Consider the following 13,870-nt stretch of genomic DNA (forward strand, 5'->3'; position numbering starts at 1 on the left):
GGCCTTGATGCGGCCAAGGACCGCTGCGGTCCTCGGTGCGTCCTTTCGCGGCAGGGTCGGGGGGCGTTACTGTCGATCACGCTCTGGTGTTCGAAATTATGGAAAACGCGGGCTTGCGTGAGCGGTTTGAAACATTTCTGCTGTAGCGGACGGTGGGTCTGTAACATCTTGCGCGGCACTGCGTAGGGACAGGGTGGAATGGCGACGCGCGAAGCTGAATGGTCGGCGCTGCTGATTGCGGCGATGGAAGGGGACGGGCGTGCCTATGCCCGGTTCCTTGGGCTTGTGACGCCTGTCCTGAGGGGCATCGTCCGGGCCCGTGGCCGTGTCTTGGGGCCGGAAGCGCAGGAGGATGTGGTGCAGGAGGTGTTGATCGCCATCCACACGAAGCGCCACACATGGGACCGCACGGCCCCCCTGTTGCCGTGGCTTTATGCGGTGACGCGGCACAAGGTGGTGGATGCCTTCCGCCGAAGGGGCGGGGCGGTGCATCTGCCCATCGAGGACTTCTCCGAGGCCTTGGAAGCCGAGGCTGAGGGCGATGTTATGGCGGCGCGCGACAGCGCTGTCTTGATTGGACGGCTGGATGCGCGGTCGGCACAGATCGTTCAGGCGGTCAGCCTGGATGGATTGAGTACAGCCGAGGTTGGCGCGCAGTTGAAGATGAGCGAAGGCGCGGTGCGTGTGGCCTTGCACCGGGCGATCCGCCGGATGGCGGATATTGCGAAGGGACTGGAAAGATGAGGACGGATGATCTGATCGGGCTTCTGGCAGCGGATGCGCAGCCGTCCCCGCCGCTGCGTCCGGCGCGGATCGGCGGTGTCGCGGTTGCGGGCATCCTTGCGGCGGTGGCGTTGTTTCTGACGCTGGCCGGGATGCGGGACGGGCTGGCCACTGTGATGCAGCGACCTGAGGTTCTTGCTAAGACGCTGCTGCCGTTGATCCTTTTTCTTATGGCCTTGCCTTGGGCACTGCGGCAGATGCGGCCCGACGCAAGCACGCCGCCTTGGGGTTATGTCGCGCTGCCGGTGGCGGTTGCGGTTGGGCTTTGGGTCTGGGCCTTTGCGGTTTTGCCGCCACCTTTGCGCTTTGCCGAACAGATGGGGTCGGCCATTGTGGAATGCCTTGGCTTCATCCTGCTTTTGTCGCTGCTGCCGCTTGGGGTTTTGTTGTGGATGATGCGTCAGGGCGCGAGCGAGAACCCGATGCGCGCGGGGGCCTTGGCAGGGCTGGCGATTGGTTGCGGAGTGACGGTGGGCTATTCGTTGTTTTGCACCAAGGACAACCCGATCTTCTATGTCACCTGGTATGGTGTGGCGGTGCTGCTGGTTACGGGGATCGGGGCGCTGGCGGGGCGGCGGATGCTGCGCTGGTAGGCGTCAGAACCACTGACCGGGTTCCATCAGGCCAAGGTCCATCAACTGCTGTGAATGCCACTCGAAAGGGGTTGAATTGTGCCAGCGGAAGCTGGTGATTTCCCATTTCGAGCCGGGATTGGACTTGAGCGCCTTGGCCGTGCGGAACGAGCAGACCGCGGCGGTCAGGTTATTGTGCCACGGACAGGCATAGGTGTTGTATTCCTCGTCCGAGAAGGTGAAGTCGGGGCGAAGGACAAGGTCCTTCTTGGCCTTGAAGATCGAGATGCGGTCGATGTTGCGCCGGGATTTGGGAACATGTTCTTCGAATCGCCAGCGCAGGCCGCCGAAGAAATCCAGTTGCCGTTCCTTGGGGTGCCAGTGGTTGTCGGGGTCGGGGCGGGCAAGGGCGTAATAGCCGGACCGATCCAGATGGGCGGTTTCAAGGCTGACGGCGGAAGGGTGGCGGTCAAGGTCACCGGCGTAGAGATCGACGACATAGGTGAGCATGGCGTCGCGCCGTTCTTCGGCATGAAAGGTAAGAACGTCGCGGACCGTGCGCGCTTCGCAGAAGGGATGAAAGAGGTATTCCGCGTTGAAGCAGTAATACATCCATATGCCGGGAAAGGCCGCGATCAGCGCGTTCACAGCCCCCGGCAGGGCGTTTTCGGAATGGACGTTGTGATCTATGCGGTGAATTTGCGGATCGAGTTCCTTAGCCACCGCGATCTCGGGCGGGGCGAGGAGAAGGACCGGGGCAAAGCCCGCGCGCAGATGGTGGCGGAGGGTGGTATCCACCTCGACCCCGTCTTCGGCCATGATGATGGCCATCGGCCCTTTGGGCGGCGTGGCCGCCGTGCTGGCGATGTAAGCTGACAAAGACCCGTGCTGCATGCACCCTGCCCGAACTGCACCTGTGCGGCCCTTTGTGGCCGTTCGCGGCGCAGAGTCCGGCATGGCCCGCGCCGATGCAAGCCCTTTGGCGGCGCGTCGATTGCGAAATCCGGCGATTTGACTATATGGGGCGCTTGCGGATCACGGGGGGCGAGATGCCGGACACCAAGAAGCTGTTCATCAAGACCTATGGCTGCCAGATGAACGTCTATGACAGCGAGCGTATGGCCGAGACGCTGGGCGCGGAAGGCTATGTCGTGACCGAGGTGGCGGAAGAGGCGGATATGGTGTTGCTGAACACCTGCCACATCCGCGAGAAGGCCTCCGAGAAGCTGTATTCCGACCTTGGCCGTTTGCGGCCGCTGAAACAGGCCAAGCCTGATCTGAAGATTGGCGTGGCAGGTTGTGTGGCGCAGGCGGAGGGAGAGGAAATTCTGCGGCGGATGCCGCTGGTCGATCTGGTGGTGGGTCCGCAAAGCTATCACCGTCTACCGGGGATGATGGGCGAGGTGGCCAAGGGGAAGAAGGCGGTCGATACCGATTTCCCCGCCGAGGACAAGTTCGACCACCTGCCCGAGCGCAAGATGCTGCGTGGGCCTTCGGCCTTTTTGACCGTGCAGGAAGGGTGTGACAAGTTCTGCGCCTTTTGCGTGGTGCCTTACACGCGCGGGGCAGAGGTCAGCCGCCCGGTGGCACGGCTGCTGGGCGAGGCGCGGGCGTTGGTGGAGAAGGGGGTGCGCGAGATCACCCTGCTGGGCCAGAACGTGAATGCCTATCATGGCGAGGGCGAGGGCGGCAGTTGGGGCCTTGCGCGGCTGGTGCGGGAACTGGCGCGGATCGATGGGCTTGAGCGCATCCGCTACACAACGAGCCACCCGAACGACATGGATGACGACCTGATCGCCGCCCATGGCGAGGAGGCAAAGCTGATGCCCTATCTGCATCTTCCGGTGCAATCGGGTAGCGACCGCATCCTGAAAGCGATGAACCGCAAGCACACGCGGGAGCAATATTTCCGGCTGGTGGAACGCATCCGCGCGGCGCGGCCCGACATCCTGCTGAGTTCGGATTTCATCGTGGGTTTCCCGGGCGAGAGCGATGCGGACTTCGCCGATACCATGGACCTGATCCGGCAGGTCGGGTTTGGCGCGGCGTTCAGTTTCAAATATTCGGCGCGGCCCGGCACGCCTGCGGCTGAGAAAGACCCAGTCGCGGCGGATATCGCCGATGCGCGTTTGCAGGAGTTGCAGGCGTTGATCACATCGCAGCAGCGCGCCGCGCAAGAGGCCATGGTTGGGCGCGAGGTGGCGGTTCTTTATGAAAAGGCTGGGCGCTTGCCGGGGCAGATGGTGGGCAAATCGGACCACCTGCACGCGGTGCATGTGGCTGATTCCGAGGGCCGAGTGGGCGATCTGGTGCGCGTGCGGATCACGGCGTCGGCCCCCAATTCTTTGGCTGGCGCGCGCCTGGACGGGTCGATTGTTGCGTGATTGGTGACAATCCGGCCTGCTTTGGCGTGAATCGCGCGGCTAAACCCAGATTTTCGTTCGACAAAGGTCCGAACGCCAAGATTTTGCCTTGATTTGCTTAATGAGGGGCGGCAATCCTGACTGCGAGTATCCGTATGTGGTGAACTGTTAACGAGGAGGGCTTCGGCTTGTTTCGATAATCGCGTCGCGCGCTGGTAAGCGCGCTTTGTGTGGCGCTTGGCCTAGGGGCGCCGACCGGGCTGATGGCCCAATCCCAACCCGAAGTGACCGGACGGATCGACTGGGGTGCATGGGTCGATGATGATGGCTGCATGCATTGGTGGGCCGATGGCGGCACGGAAGGCTATATGGTGCCGCGCCGCGATCCGGCGACGGGGAAGCCGGTTTGTCTGAAGCGCAATCTTTGTCTTGTGGAGAACACGGACACGCTGTTTGCCACCGACAGTGCGCATTTGACGGCGCATGGTCGGGCAAGGTTGCAGTCGTTCTTCCAATCGGCGGGTGCCTTTGGCTATGCTATCTACGGGCATACCGACAGCCGGGCATCGGATGAATACAACATGCGCCTGTCGCAGCGTCGCGCGGCAGCAGTGGCCGAGGTGGCGCAGTCGGTCGGTGCCCCGGTGGAGCGTATGATCGGCTTTGGCGAGCGGCAACCGCGCGCCAGCAATGCAACGGCGGCAGGCATGCAGCAGAACCGCCGGGTGGAAGTCGTCTGCTATACGTGGGGTCGGTGATGGTATGTGTGAACTTGCCCCGTGTGGGGGCCTTTGTTGCGGTCGGGCTGATGCTGTCGGCCTGTGGCATCCAGCCTTATCAGGGGCCGGGCAGCGTGATTGCAACGGGACAGGACCGCGGGCTGCTTGATCGCGGCGCGCTGGTCAATGGTGAAGCGGCCATCGCCTATGACCCCGACGGGTGCCAGAACTGGATCATCGATGACGGTCTGGAAGGCTATTCCAGCCCGCGCTTTGACCCGGTCAGCGGCTTGCCGATCTGCAACAACCGCTATCCGCCGGGCACGGTGCTGGGGCGGTATCAGACCGAGTCGGCGGTGTTGAACGACTGGATCCCGCGCTAAGGCGCAGGGACCGAGAGAATAAGGGACAGGACCGGAAGGGGCGCGTCGCAGGATGCGCCCTTTTCGTTGTGGCTGGCTTTGGCGCGGGGCGTCACGGGATTTGCACAATCCTTGGGCAATCTTTGCCTGCGCCCGTGAATGGTGCTTGCCTTGTGGATCAACGCGGCACATCATCAAGATATTGGCGAAGCCCTTGTAGAAGGAGAGCCCTTTGGGCATCAGCGCGCTGACCCCCCCGACCCGTTCCGAGGACGTTGTGGAAACGCTGCTCGAATTTCCGGACAACCGATTGCTGATCGATCTATGCGGCGAGTTCGACCGCAACCTTGCACAGATCGAACATCAGATCGGGGTGCATATCCTGAGGCGGGGCAACAGGTTGGCCGTGATCGGCGAGAAAGGGGCAAGGGATCAGGCGGCAGGCGTGCTGCGGTCGCTTTATGCGCGGCTGGAATCGGGGCGCGGCGTGGCGGCGGGCGATATCGACGGCGCAATGCGGATGGGGCGACCCATGCCAGACCGCGCGATGGCCGAGGGCGAGCAGATCGAGATGTTCTCGGGCGGCGGCATGGAGTTGCGCACCCGCAAAAAGCCGATCGAACCGCGCACCGAGGCGCAGAAGGCCTATGTGGCGAACCTGTTCCAGAATGAATTGGGTTTCGGCATCGGGCCGGCGGGGACGGGGAAGACCTATCTTGCCGTGGCCGTTGGCGTCACGATGTTCATTTCGGGTGCGGTGGAGAAGATCATCCTGAGTCGTCCTGCGGTAGAGGCGGGCGAACGGCTTGGTTTCCTGCCCGGCGACATGAAGGAGAAGGTCGATCCCTACATGCAGCCGCTTTATGACGCGCTGAACGATTTTCTTCCGCAGAAGCAGGTGCAGAAGCTGATGGAGGAAAAGCGGATCGAGATCGCGCCGCTGGCCTTTATGCGGGGGCGGACGCTATCGAATGCCTTCATCGTGCTGGATGAGGCACAGAACGCGACGACGATGCAGATGAAGATGTTCCTGACGCGACTGGGCGAGGGAAGCCGGATGGTGATCACCGGGGACCGCACGCAGATCGATCTGCCGCGTGGCGTGCCGTCAGGGCTTGCTGATGCGGAGCGCATCCTGAAGGGGGTGAAGGGCGTGACCTTCAACTATTTCACCGCCAAGGATGTGGTCCGTCACCCGCTGGTGGCACGGATCATCGAGGCCTATGAGGCAGACGAATCGCCAAGCGCGTGACGCAAATTGCGCGCGGCCCCCGCAGGCGGGGACCGCGCAAGACATTCCTCTCGCCTTCGCGCGTGCCGCGCTTCGGCTCGGTTGCCGGGGGCCCTGCCCCCGGACCCCCGGAGTATTTGGGCCAAGATGAAGGGGCTTTGCGCTTTTCTTGGGCATCGGTTAGAGCGCGGTCATGAGCGGAATCGTGGATATTGTCATCGAGGATGACCGTTGGGTGGCCTTTGGCCTGACCGCCTTGGCAGAGCGGGCTGTGGCTTCGGCGTTGGCGGGTGTGGGGCTGGGGGCGGCAGGGTTTTCTGTTGTGCTCATGGGCTGTGACGATGCGCGAATCGCGGAATTGAATGCGGATTTCCGGGGCAAGCCGCAGCCGACAAATGTTCTGTCCTGGCCATCAGAAGAGCGGGCGGCGGAAGAGGTGGGTGGCGTGCCGGACCTGCCCGAGGCGGGGGATGAGGACGATCCTTGCGAATTGGGTGACATCGCAATTGCCTTTGAGACTTGTGCGCGCGAGGCGGAGGAACAGGGCAAACCGATGGCCGAGCATGTGACCCATCTGATCATTCATGGTCTGTTGCATTGTCTGGGTTATGACCATGTCGAGGAGGCGGATGCCGCCGTGATGGAAGGGCTTGAAGTGCGGATACTTGCCAGCATGGGCCTTTCTGACCCATATTCGTGAGGCCCTGCGTGACGGGGTGTTTTGGAAGAAGGATCCATGGGCAGTAGCAGCGACGGTTCTCTTGCGGCGCGGGGCGCGCAGGATGATATGGGCGCGGATGAGGCGGAGCCTCCACAGCGCGGATTTTTCGGGCGCATCTTGAGCGCCTTTTCCTCTTCGAACAGCGAGGCTTCCACAGGGTCCGAGCAGGCCCCGGCGACGGGTGGCCCATCGGGTGGCGTTGCGCAGGCGGCGCTGCCGGGGCTGGGTGCTTTGCGCCGCTTGCGGGTCGATGATGTGGCGGTGCCCAAGGTGGAGATCGTGGCGGTGCCTTTGGATATCGGGCGGGACGAGTTGGTGGAGGTGTTCCGCGAGCATGGTTTCAGCCGGGTGCCTGTCTATAAGGGGACGCTGGATCATCCGCAGGGACTCGTGCTGCTGAAGGATCTTGCATTGCAGCATGGCTTTGGCGCGGGAGGGCGGTTTTCGCTGAAGCGGATGCTGCGGCCTGTGCTTTATGCGCCGCCATCGATGCCGATCGGGGTGCTGTTGCAGAAGATGCAGCGCGAGCGGGTGCATATGGCGCTGGTGATCGACGAATATGGCGGGGTGGATGGTCTGGTGACCATCGAAGACCTGATTGAGACGGTGATCGGCGAGATCGAGGATGAGCATGACGAGGAAGAGGGTGCCCTCTGGAAAGAGGAGAAGCCCGGTGTCTTTGTCGCCATGGCGGCCGCGCCTTTGGAAGAGATCGAGACAGCGATCGGTTTGAAGCTGCGGCATGACGAGGATGACGAGGAGATCGACACGCTGGGCGGCATCGTGTTCTTGCGGACGGGTCGGGTGCCCGCGCGGGGCGAGATCGTGCCACATGAGAGCGGGGCCGAGTTCGAGGTGATCGACGCCGATCCGCGCCGGATCAAGCGGCTTCGCATTCGTCTGCCCGAGGCGGTGGCCGCGCGGCCGCCGGCGCCTGCCGAGGAATGACGGGAGAGACGGCCCCTGCCCGGCGCTGGGCGCGGCCCGGTTGGGGCGCGCTGGCCATGGCCTTCGTGACGGGGGCGGTGGTGGCGGTGGGGCAGGCCCCGCTGGGCTGGTGGTGGCTTGCGCTGCCTGCCTTGGCGTTGCTGATCGGCCAAGTGGGGCGGAGCGGGCGCGGGTCTTTTTGGTTGGCGTGGTTTGCCGGAGCGGGGCATTACATGGCCGCGCTGAACTGGATCGTGGAGCCATTTCTGATCGAGCCTGAAGTTTATGGCTGGATGGCGCCCTTCGCGGTGGTTTTCCTGAGTTTTGGATTGGCGCTGTTCTGGGCTGCGGCGGGCTTTTTGGGGGCGCGCGGGCGTTGGCCAGGGATCGGGTTTGCGGTGGCGCTGGGCGCGGCGGAACTGGCGCGGGGCTATGTTCTGACGGGGTTTCCGTGGGCAGCGCTGGGTCATATCTGGGTGGACCATGCGCCGATGCAGGTGGCGGCGCTCATGGGGCCGTCGGGGCTAACACTGCTGACGTTGCTGGTGGCGGGTTCGGTGGCGCTTTGGCGGCCTGTGCCCGTGGCGGTCGGGGCGGCGCTGATGGCGGCGGGCTTTGGCTTTGGGCTGTGGCGGCTGGCGGCGCCGGAGCCTGTGGCGCAAGGGGCGAAGCTGCGGCTGGTGCAGCCCAATGCGGAGCAGGGCCTGAAATGGGAGCCGGAGCAGGCACGCCTCTTCTTTGAGCGGCAGTTGGATTTCACGCTGGCCGGGGTGCGGCCCGATCTGGCGATCTGGCCCGAGACGGCGGTGCCCTATCTGTTGGAAGACTACCCCGAGGTTGCAGTGCGGATCGGTGCCGCGGGGCGAGGGCAGCCGGTTGCGGTGGGCGTTCAGCGGGTGGAGGGCTGGCGGTTCTGGAACAGTCTTGCTGTGATCGGCCCAGAAGGGCGGGTCATGCAGCATTACGACAAGCATCACCTTGTGCCCTTTGGCGAATACATCCCCTTTGGCGATGTCATGTACGACTGGTTCGGGCTGGTCGCTTTTGCCGCGCAAGAGGGGAATGGCTATTCGGCGGGGCCGGGGCCAGCAGTGCTGGACCTTGGTCCGGGTCTGGGCAAGGTGCTGCCCTTGATCTGCTATGAGGCGGTCTTTCCGCAGGACCTGCGCGCGGCACCAGAGCGGGCGAATTGGATTTTGCAGATCACGAATGATGCTTGGTTTGGAGAGTGGACGGGGCCTTATCAGCATCTGGCGCAGGCGCAGCTGAGGGCGGTGGAGCAGGGGCTGCCCTTCGTGCGGGTGGCCAATACCGGCGTATCGGCCCTGATCGATGCGCGGGGGCGGGTGGTCGAAAGCCTGCCCTTAGGTGAGGCGGGTTATCTTGATGTGGTGCTGCCGGGGGCCTTGGCTGCGCCGCCTTACGCGCGTTGGGGAGAGGGGCCGGTTCTTCTGTTGCTGGTGGGACTCGGCGGCGGGCTGGTTCTGGCCGGGCGGCGGAAGGCGGCTTGACGCGCAAGGGGGGGGCGGCTAGGGAGGCGCATCGAACCGTCACAACGGCTTCCTGGCGTGACGGGGGTAACCCTAATGGAGCACTTCCCATGTCCCGACTGAACTATGTTTTTACCTCCGAGTCCGTGTCGGAGGGGCATCCTGACAAGGTGTGCGATCGCATTTCCGATGCGGTTCTGGACGCCTTCCTGTCGGAAGAGCCGAATGCACGAGTAGCTTGTGAAACCTTTGCCACGACCAACACGGTCGTCGTGGGCGGGGAAGTTGGTCTGTCCAGTGAGGCGGCCACCAAGGCGATGCTTGCGCGCGTCGAGGGGATTGTCCGCGATTGCGTCAAGGATATCGGATACGAGCAGGACAAGTTCCACTGGAACACCCTGAAGGTTCATAACCTGCTGCATGAGCAATCAGCCCATATCGCGCAGGGCGTGGATCGTGACGGCGCGGGCGATCAGGGCATCATGTTCGGCTATGCCTGCCGCGAGACGCCGGAACTGATGCCGGCACCGATCCAGTATTCGCATGCGATCCTGCGGCGTCTGGCCGAAGTGCGGAAATCCGGCAAGGAACCGACGCTTGGGCCAGATGCGAAATCGCAGCTGTCGCTGCGCTATGAGGATGGCAAGCCGGTCGAGGTGACGTCCATCGTGCTGTCGACCCAGCATCTGGACGAGGCGCAGACGAGCGATGACATCCGTGCGATCGTGGAACCCTATATCCGTGAGATCCTGCCCAATGGGTGGATCACCGCCAAGACGGAATGGTGGGTGAATCCGACGGGCAAGTTCGTGATCGGCGGACCCGATGGTGATGCGGGCCTGACAGGGCGCAAAATCATCGTGGATACCTATGGCGGGGCCGCCCCGCATGGTGGCGGGGCGTTTTCGGGTAAGGACCCCACCAAGGTGGATCGCTCGGCCGCCTATGCCGCGCGCTATCTGGCGAAGAACGTGGTTGCGGCGGGGCTGGCAGATCGTTGCACGCTGCAGGTGTCCTATGCCATCGGGGTGGCAAAGCCCTTGTCGATCTATGTTGATACGCATGGCACCGGGACCGTGGATGCTGCCGCAATTGAAAAGGCGGTCGAGGAATGCATGGACCTGACGCCGCGTGGCATTCGCGAGAAGCTGGAACTGAACCGTCCGATCTATGCGCGCACCTCGGCCTATGGCCATTTCGGGCGTGAGGCCACGGCGGATGGCGGCTTCAGCTGGGAACGCACCGATCTGGTGGATGCGCTGAAGGCGGCGATCCGCTGACGGGTTGACCCCAAGGCTGTGACAGGGTTAGAGGCCCCGGATCATCTCCGGGGCCTTTTTCCATGTCTGAACCCTTGTCTGACAATCCAGTGACCGAGCGGCGCAATTTCTATGGCCGCGTGCATGGCAAGACATTGCGGGCAAGCCAGAAGGGCTATTTGGCCGAAGATCTTGGGAAGGTTCGGCTTTCTGGCGTGACGGTGGAGGACAACCCGTCGCGGGCGGCGCTGGACGTGGCGGGGCTGTTTGGCGGGCGGCCTTTGTGGCTGGAGGTAGGGTTTGGCGGCGGGGAGCATCTGGTCCATATGGCCGCGCGCTATCCGGAGGTGGGCATCATCGGCTGCGAGCCTTTTGTGAACGGCGTGGCGATGTTGTTGGGCAAGATCCGGGCGGCGGCGGTGGAGAACCTTGCGATCCATCCCGGCGATGTGCGTGACCTTTTCGATGTGCTGCCGGGGGCGTCGGTTGCGAAATGTTTCCTGAATTATCCCGACCCTTGGCCCAAGGCGCGGCATCATCGCCGGCGGTTCGTAACGCCCGGCTATCTGAACGCGCTGGCGCGGGTGATGGCACCGGGGGCCGAATTCCGGGTGGCGACGGATATCCCCGATTACGTGCGCCAGACCTTGGAAGAGGTGCCGAAGGCCGGGTTCGATCTTCTGTCCCAGGCCGGGGAAGGTGGCGCGTGGGAGGATTGGTTTTCCACGAGGTACGAGCAGAAAGCGCTGCGCGAAGGGCGGCATCCCCATTACCTGACGTTTCGTCGGCAGGGTTAAGCCCCCTTCACCGCGGGATCGCCCACCATTCGCCGGGGCCCAAGGCGCGGAAGCGGTCGGGGCCGATCCCCTTGGCCTGAAGGGCGGCGGAAAGCTCACGGGGCGGGGCCTCGCGCCCCTCATTCGTCAGCTGGAAGGTGCCCCAGTGGTGGCCTATCGCGTGGTCTGCGCCGGAAAGGAGGAAGCCCTCCACAGCCTCGGCGGGGTCCTGATGCTGATCCCGCATGAACCAGCGGGGTTCATAGGCGCCCACAGGTAGGATGGCGGCGCGAATCTTTCCGTGCTTCTTGGGCAGGTCGCGATAGGGGCGACCCTGATCGAACCCGGTGTCACCGATATGGAAGATGCGGCCCGCGGGCGTGTCGATCAGGAAGGCCGACCACAGCGCCATGGACCGGTCGCGCGTGCCGCGCGCCGACCAGTGATGGCAGGGTTCGAAATGCACGGTCGCAGGGCCGAGGGGCACGGTATGGCCCCAGTTTCCCGTGGTGATGCGCATGTCTGGCACAGCCTCATGCACGATCGTGTCATTGCCGAGAGGGGTGATGACGAGCGGATCATAGGCCGCTTTCAAGCGCGCCAGCGTGGCCAGATCGAGATGGTCGTAGTGGTTGTGGGTCAGAAGGACCGCGTCGATGCGGGGCAGCGCTTCGAACCGGATGCCGGGGGCGGTGGCGCGGCGGGGGCCTGCAAAGGAAAAGGGGCTGGCGCGATCTGACCAGACGGGATCGGTGAGGATGTTCAGCCCCGCGACCTGAATCAGAAGGGTCGCATGACCGACCATGGTGATGATCAGGTCATCCACGCGGGGGGCGGGAATAGATTGGCGGATGCCCACGCTTTCGGGCCATTTCGCGCGCCCACCCCCGGTTTGCCATTTCAGCAGGTCGGCAAAGCCCTTGGGCGGGCTGCCGCCGGGATTGAAGAAACGGGTGCCGTCGAAATTCGGCCCCGGTGGACCCTGATAGTAACGGTTGCGAGAAGGGGACAGAGCGAAAGCTCCTGTAGCGGCTGCGGCAATGCCGGTGGCGAGAAGGGCGGTTCTGGTCAGAAAGCTGCGGCGGTTCATGCTTGTGATATGAGTCCTGCGGCGGCGTCTTCAACCCTTGGGCGACCCAATCATGGGATGGCTGGACACGATGCTTGGGGCATGGACCGGCCTTCTTGCTTGCGCTATCAGGCGGGCCGGAATGATTGGGAGAGAAGCCATGTCCGGCCACGGCGAAGCGCAACCGATGACCGCCCGCAAATCCGGGCCCCTGAAGGGCGTGGCCGAGGTGCCGGGCGACAAGTCGATCAGCCATCGCGCGCTGATCTTTGGCGCGATGGCGGTGGGTGAGACGCATGTGACGGGCCTTTTGGAAGGGCAAGACGTGCTGGACACGGCGTCTGCGATGCGGGCATTCGGGGCCGAAGTGGCGCGCCATGCCCCCGGCGAATGGACGGTGAATGGCGTCGGCGTGGGTGGGTTCCGCGAGCCTGCGGATGTGATCGATTGCGGGAATTCCGGCACGGGTGTGCGGTTGATCATGGGGACGATGGCCACATCGCCTATCACGGCGACCTTCACCGGGGATGCATCCTTGCGCAAACGGCCGATGGGGCGGGTGACTGATCCCCTGTCGCTGTTCGGGACCCGCGCTTTTGGGCGGCAGGGGGGGCGGTTGCCGATGACAGTGGTGGGCGCGGCGGACCCGGTGCCGGTGCGCTATGCCCTGCCGGTGGCGAGCGCACAGGTGAAATCGGCGGTGCTGCTGGCGGGGTTGAACGCACCGGGGCAGACGGTGGTGATTGAGAAGGAACCGACGCGCGACCATTCGGAGCGGATGCTGATCGGGTTCGGCGCGGAACTTGTGGTGGAAAAGACGGCCGAGGGGAATGTGATCACCCTGACCGGGCGACCGGAGCTGCGGCCGCAGCGTGTGGCCGTGCCGCGCGATCCGTCCAGTGCGGCCTTTCCGACCTGTGCGGCGCTGATCGTGGAAGGGTCTGACATCATGGTGCCGGGTGTGAGCCAGAACCTGACGCGGAACGGGCTGTATCTGACGCTGGTGGAAATGGGCGCGGAGATCGAATTCCAGAACCCGCGCGAGGAAGGGGGCGAGCCTGTCGCCGACCTGCGGGTGAAATTTTCCCCCAACCTCAAGGGCATAGAGGTGCCTGAGGAGCGTGCGCCGTCGATGATCGACGAATACCCGATCCTGTCGGTGGTGGCGGCCTTTGCCGAAGGGACCACGGTGATGCGCGGTGTGAAGGAGTTGCGCGTCAAAGAAAGCGACAGGATTGACGCCATGGCGCGGGGGCTGGAGGCCTGTGGCGTACGGGTGGAAGAAGATGAGGATACGCTGATCGTCCATGGTCTTGGCGCGGGTGGGGTGCCGGGCGGGGCTGTTGCGAAGACCCATCTCGACCACCGGATTGCGATGAGTTTCCTTGTCTGCGGGATGGCGGCGAAGACGGCGATTTCGGTCGATGATGCGTCGCCCATCCTGACGTCTTTCCCGATTTTCGAGGGGTTGATGACGGGTCTGGGTGCCGATCTGGCGCGTGGGTGACGGGCCGGAGAAACGGGAGGCTGTCTGCCCCCCGCGGCCCTGCGGGCCTTCCCCCCGAGAGTATTTTGGCCAAGATGAAGGGGCTTTGGCG

General features: G+C 63.9%; 14 protein-coding genes and 1 riboswitch. Of the genes, 12 read left to right on the forward strand and 2 right to left on the reverse strand.

Translation table 11 applies throughout. The annotated features are described in order from the left end of the window. Nucleotides 1-198: 198 nt before the first annotated feature. Nucleotides 199-744: a sigma-70 family RNA polymerase sigma factor gene (locus QF092_RS16390; protein ID WP_281465539.1), complete on the forward strand. Its 546-nt coding sequence runs from the start codon at nt 199-201 to the stop codon at nt 742-744. Next, on the forward strand, nt 741-1,376 hold the full coding sequence (locus tag QF092_RS16395; RefSeq protein ID WP_281465541.1) for a DUF1109 domain-containing protein: 636 nt from the start codon (nt 741-743) through the stop codon (nt 1,374-1,376). The genes QF092_RS16390 and QF092_RS16395 overlap by 4 nt, the downstream gene beginning before the upstream one ends. Before the next feature lie 3 nt (nt 1,377-1,379). On the opposite strand, the gene QF092_RS16400 is transcribed toward QF092_RS16395, so the two are convergent. Then, a complete protein-coding gene (locus QF092_RS16400) occupies nt 1,380-2,249 on the reverse strand; it encodes a hypothetical protein (RefSeq protein ID WP_281465543.1) in 870 nt (289 codons plus the stop codon). Between the two features lie 155 nt (nt 2,250-2,404). Here QF092_RS16400 and miaB point away from each other — a divergent pair, with 155 nt between their 5' ends. The 9 genes from miaB to trmB all read left to right on the forward strand — a co-directional run bounded on the left by miaB (nt 2,405) and on the right by trmB (nt 11,224). After that, nucleotides 2,405-3,739, forward strand: a complete 1,335-nt coding sequence (gene miaB / locus QF092_RS16405; protein ID WP_281465545.1) for a tRNA (N6-isopentenyl adenosine(37)-C2)-methylthiotransferase MiaB — start codon at nt 2,405-2,407, stop codon at nt 3,737-3,739. Between the two features lie 242 nt (nt 3,740-3,981). Next, a complete protein-coding gene (locus tag QF092_RS16410) occupies nt 3,982-4,476 on the forward strand; it encodes an OmpA family protein (RefSeq protein ID WP_281465547.1) in 495 nt (164 codons plus the stop codon). Next, complete coding sequence (locus tag QF092_RS16415) at nt 4,476-4,820, forward strand: hypothetical protein (protein WP_281465549.1); 345 nt, start codon at nt 4,476-4,478, stop codon at nt 4,818-4,820. The genes QF092_RS16410 and QF092_RS16415 overlap by 1 nt, the downstream gene beginning before the upstream one ends. 211 nt (nt 4,821-5,031) lie before the next feature. Then, entirely contained in the window at nt 5,032-6,051 is a 1,020-nt protein-coding gene (locus tag QF092_RS16420; protein ID WP_281465550.1) for a PhoH family protein, read from the forward strand. A 172-nt stretch (nt 6,052-6,223) separates the two neighbouring features. Then, on the forward strand, nt 6,224-6,730 hold the full coding sequence (ybeY, locus tag QF092_RS16425; RefSeq protein WP_281465552.1) for an rRNA maturation RNase YbeY: 507 nt from the start codon (nt 6,224-6,226) through the stop codon (nt 6,728-6,730). Between the two features lie 36 nt (nt 6,731-6,766). Continuing rightward, nucleotides 6,767-7,699 (forward strand): transporter associated domain-containing protein, encoded by a 933-nt coding sequence (locus QF092_RS16430; protein ID WP_281465554.1) that lies wholly within the window; start codon nt 6,767-6,769, stop codon nt 7,697-7,699. Next, nucleotides 7,696-9,189, forward strand: a complete 1,494-nt coding sequence (gene lnt, locus QF092_RS16435; RefSeq protein WP_281465556.1) for an apolipoprotein N-acyltransferase — start codon at nt 7,696-7,698, stop codon at nt 9,187-9,189. The genes QF092_RS16430 and lnt overlap by 4 nt, the downstream gene beginning before the upstream one ends. Before the next feature lie 33 nt (nt 9,190-9,222). Then, nucleotides 9,223-9,272, forward strand: a riboswitch (SAM-SAH riboswitch). 6 nt (nt 9,273-9,278) lie between these two features. Further along, entirely contained in the window at nt 9,279-10,448 is a 1,170-nt protein-coding gene (gene metK / locus QF092_RS16440) for a methionine adenosyltransferase (protein ID WP_281465558.1), read from the forward strand. 62 nt (nt 10,449-10,510) lie between these two features. After that, the gene (gene trmB, locus QF092_RS16445; protein ID WP_281465560.1) at nt 10,511-11,224 is read left to right on the forward strand and encodes a tRNA (guanine(46)-N(7))-methyltransferase TrmB; all 714 of its coding nucleotides are present in this window, start codon (nt 10,511-10,513) and stop codon (nt 11,222-11,224) included. A gap of 7 nt (nt 11,225-11,231) precedes the next feature. Here trmB and QF092_RS16450 read toward each other — a convergent pair whose 3' ends face one another. Then, nucleotides 11,232-12,293 (reverse strand): MBL fold metallo-hydrolase, encoded by a 1,062-nt coding sequence (locus QF092_RS16450; RefSeq protein WP_281465562.1) that lies wholly within the window; start codon nt 12,291-12,293, stop codon nt 11,232-11,234. Nucleotides 12,294-12,432: 139 nt separating this feature from the next. Between QF092_RS16450 and aroA the strand changes: the two genes are divergently transcribed. Then, nucleotides 12,433-13,779: a 3-phosphoshikimate 1-carboxyvinyltransferase gene (aroA, locus tag QF092_RS16455; RefSeq protein ID WP_281465564.1), complete on the forward strand. Its 1,347-nt coding sequence runs from the start codon at nt 12,433-12,435 to the stop codon at nt 13,777-13,779. Nucleotides 13,780-13,870: the final 91 nt, after the last annotated feature.

The organism is Fuscovulum ytuae, from assembly GCF_029953595.1.
Lineage (GTDB): Bacteria > Pseudomonadota > Alphaproteobacteria > Rhodobacterales > Rhodobacteraceae > Paragemmobacter > Paragemmobacter ytuae.

Excerpts from the sequence above, each read along its gene's own strand:
- QF092_RS16390 (WP_281465539.1), top strand. The coding sequence starts at position 199 with ATGGCGACGCGCGAAGCTGAATGGTCGGCGCTGCTGATTGCGGCGATG.
- QF092_RS16395 (WP_281465541.1), top strand. The coding sequence starts at position 741 with ATGAGGACGGATGATCTGATCGGGCTTCTGGCAGCGGATGCGCAGCCG.
- QF092_RS16400 (WP_281465543.1), bottom strand. The coding sequence starts at position 2,249 with ATGCAGCACGGGTCTTTGTCAGCTTACATCGCCAGCACGGCGGCCACG.
- miaB (WP_281465545.1), top strand. The coding sequence starts at position 2,405 with ATGCCGGACACCAAGAAGCTGTTCATCAAGACCTATGGCTGCCAGATG.
- QF092_RS16410 (WP_281465547.1), top strand. The coding sequence starts at position 3,982 with ATGGCCCAATCCCAACCCGAAGTGACCGGACGGATCGACTGGGGTGCA.
- QF092_RS16415 (WP_281465549.1), top strand. The coding sequence starts at position 4,476 with ATGGTATGTGTGAACTTGCCCCGTGTGGGGGCCTTTGTTGCGGTCGGG.
- ybeY (WP_281465552.1), top strand. The coding sequence starts at position 6,224 with ATGAGCGGAATCGTGGATATTGTCATCGAGGATGACCGTTGGGTGGCC.
- QF092_RS16430 (WP_281465554.1), top strand. The coding sequence starts at position 6,767 with ATGGGCAGTAGCAGCGACGGTTCTCTTGCGGCGCGGGGCGCGCAGGAT.
- lnt (WP_281465556.1), top strand. The coding sequence starts at position 7,696 with ATGACGGGAGAGACGGCCCCTGCCCGGCGCTGGGCGCGGCCCGGTTGG.
- metK (WP_281465558.1), top strand. The coding sequence starts at position 9,279 with ATGTCCCGACTGAACTATGTTTTTACCTCCGAGTCCGTGTCGGAGGGG.
- trmB (WP_281465560.1), top strand. The coding sequence starts at position 10,511 with ATGTCTGAACCCTTGTCTGACAATCCAGTGACCGAGCGGCGCAATTTC.
- QF092_RS16450 (WP_281465562.1), bottom strand. The coding sequence starts at position 12,293 with ATGAACCGCCGCAGCTTTCTGACCAGAACCGCCCTTCTCGCCACCGGC.
- aroA (WP_281465564.1), top strand. The coding sequence starts at position 12,433 with ATGTCCGGCCACGGCGAAGCGCAACCGATGACCGCCCGCAAATCCGGG.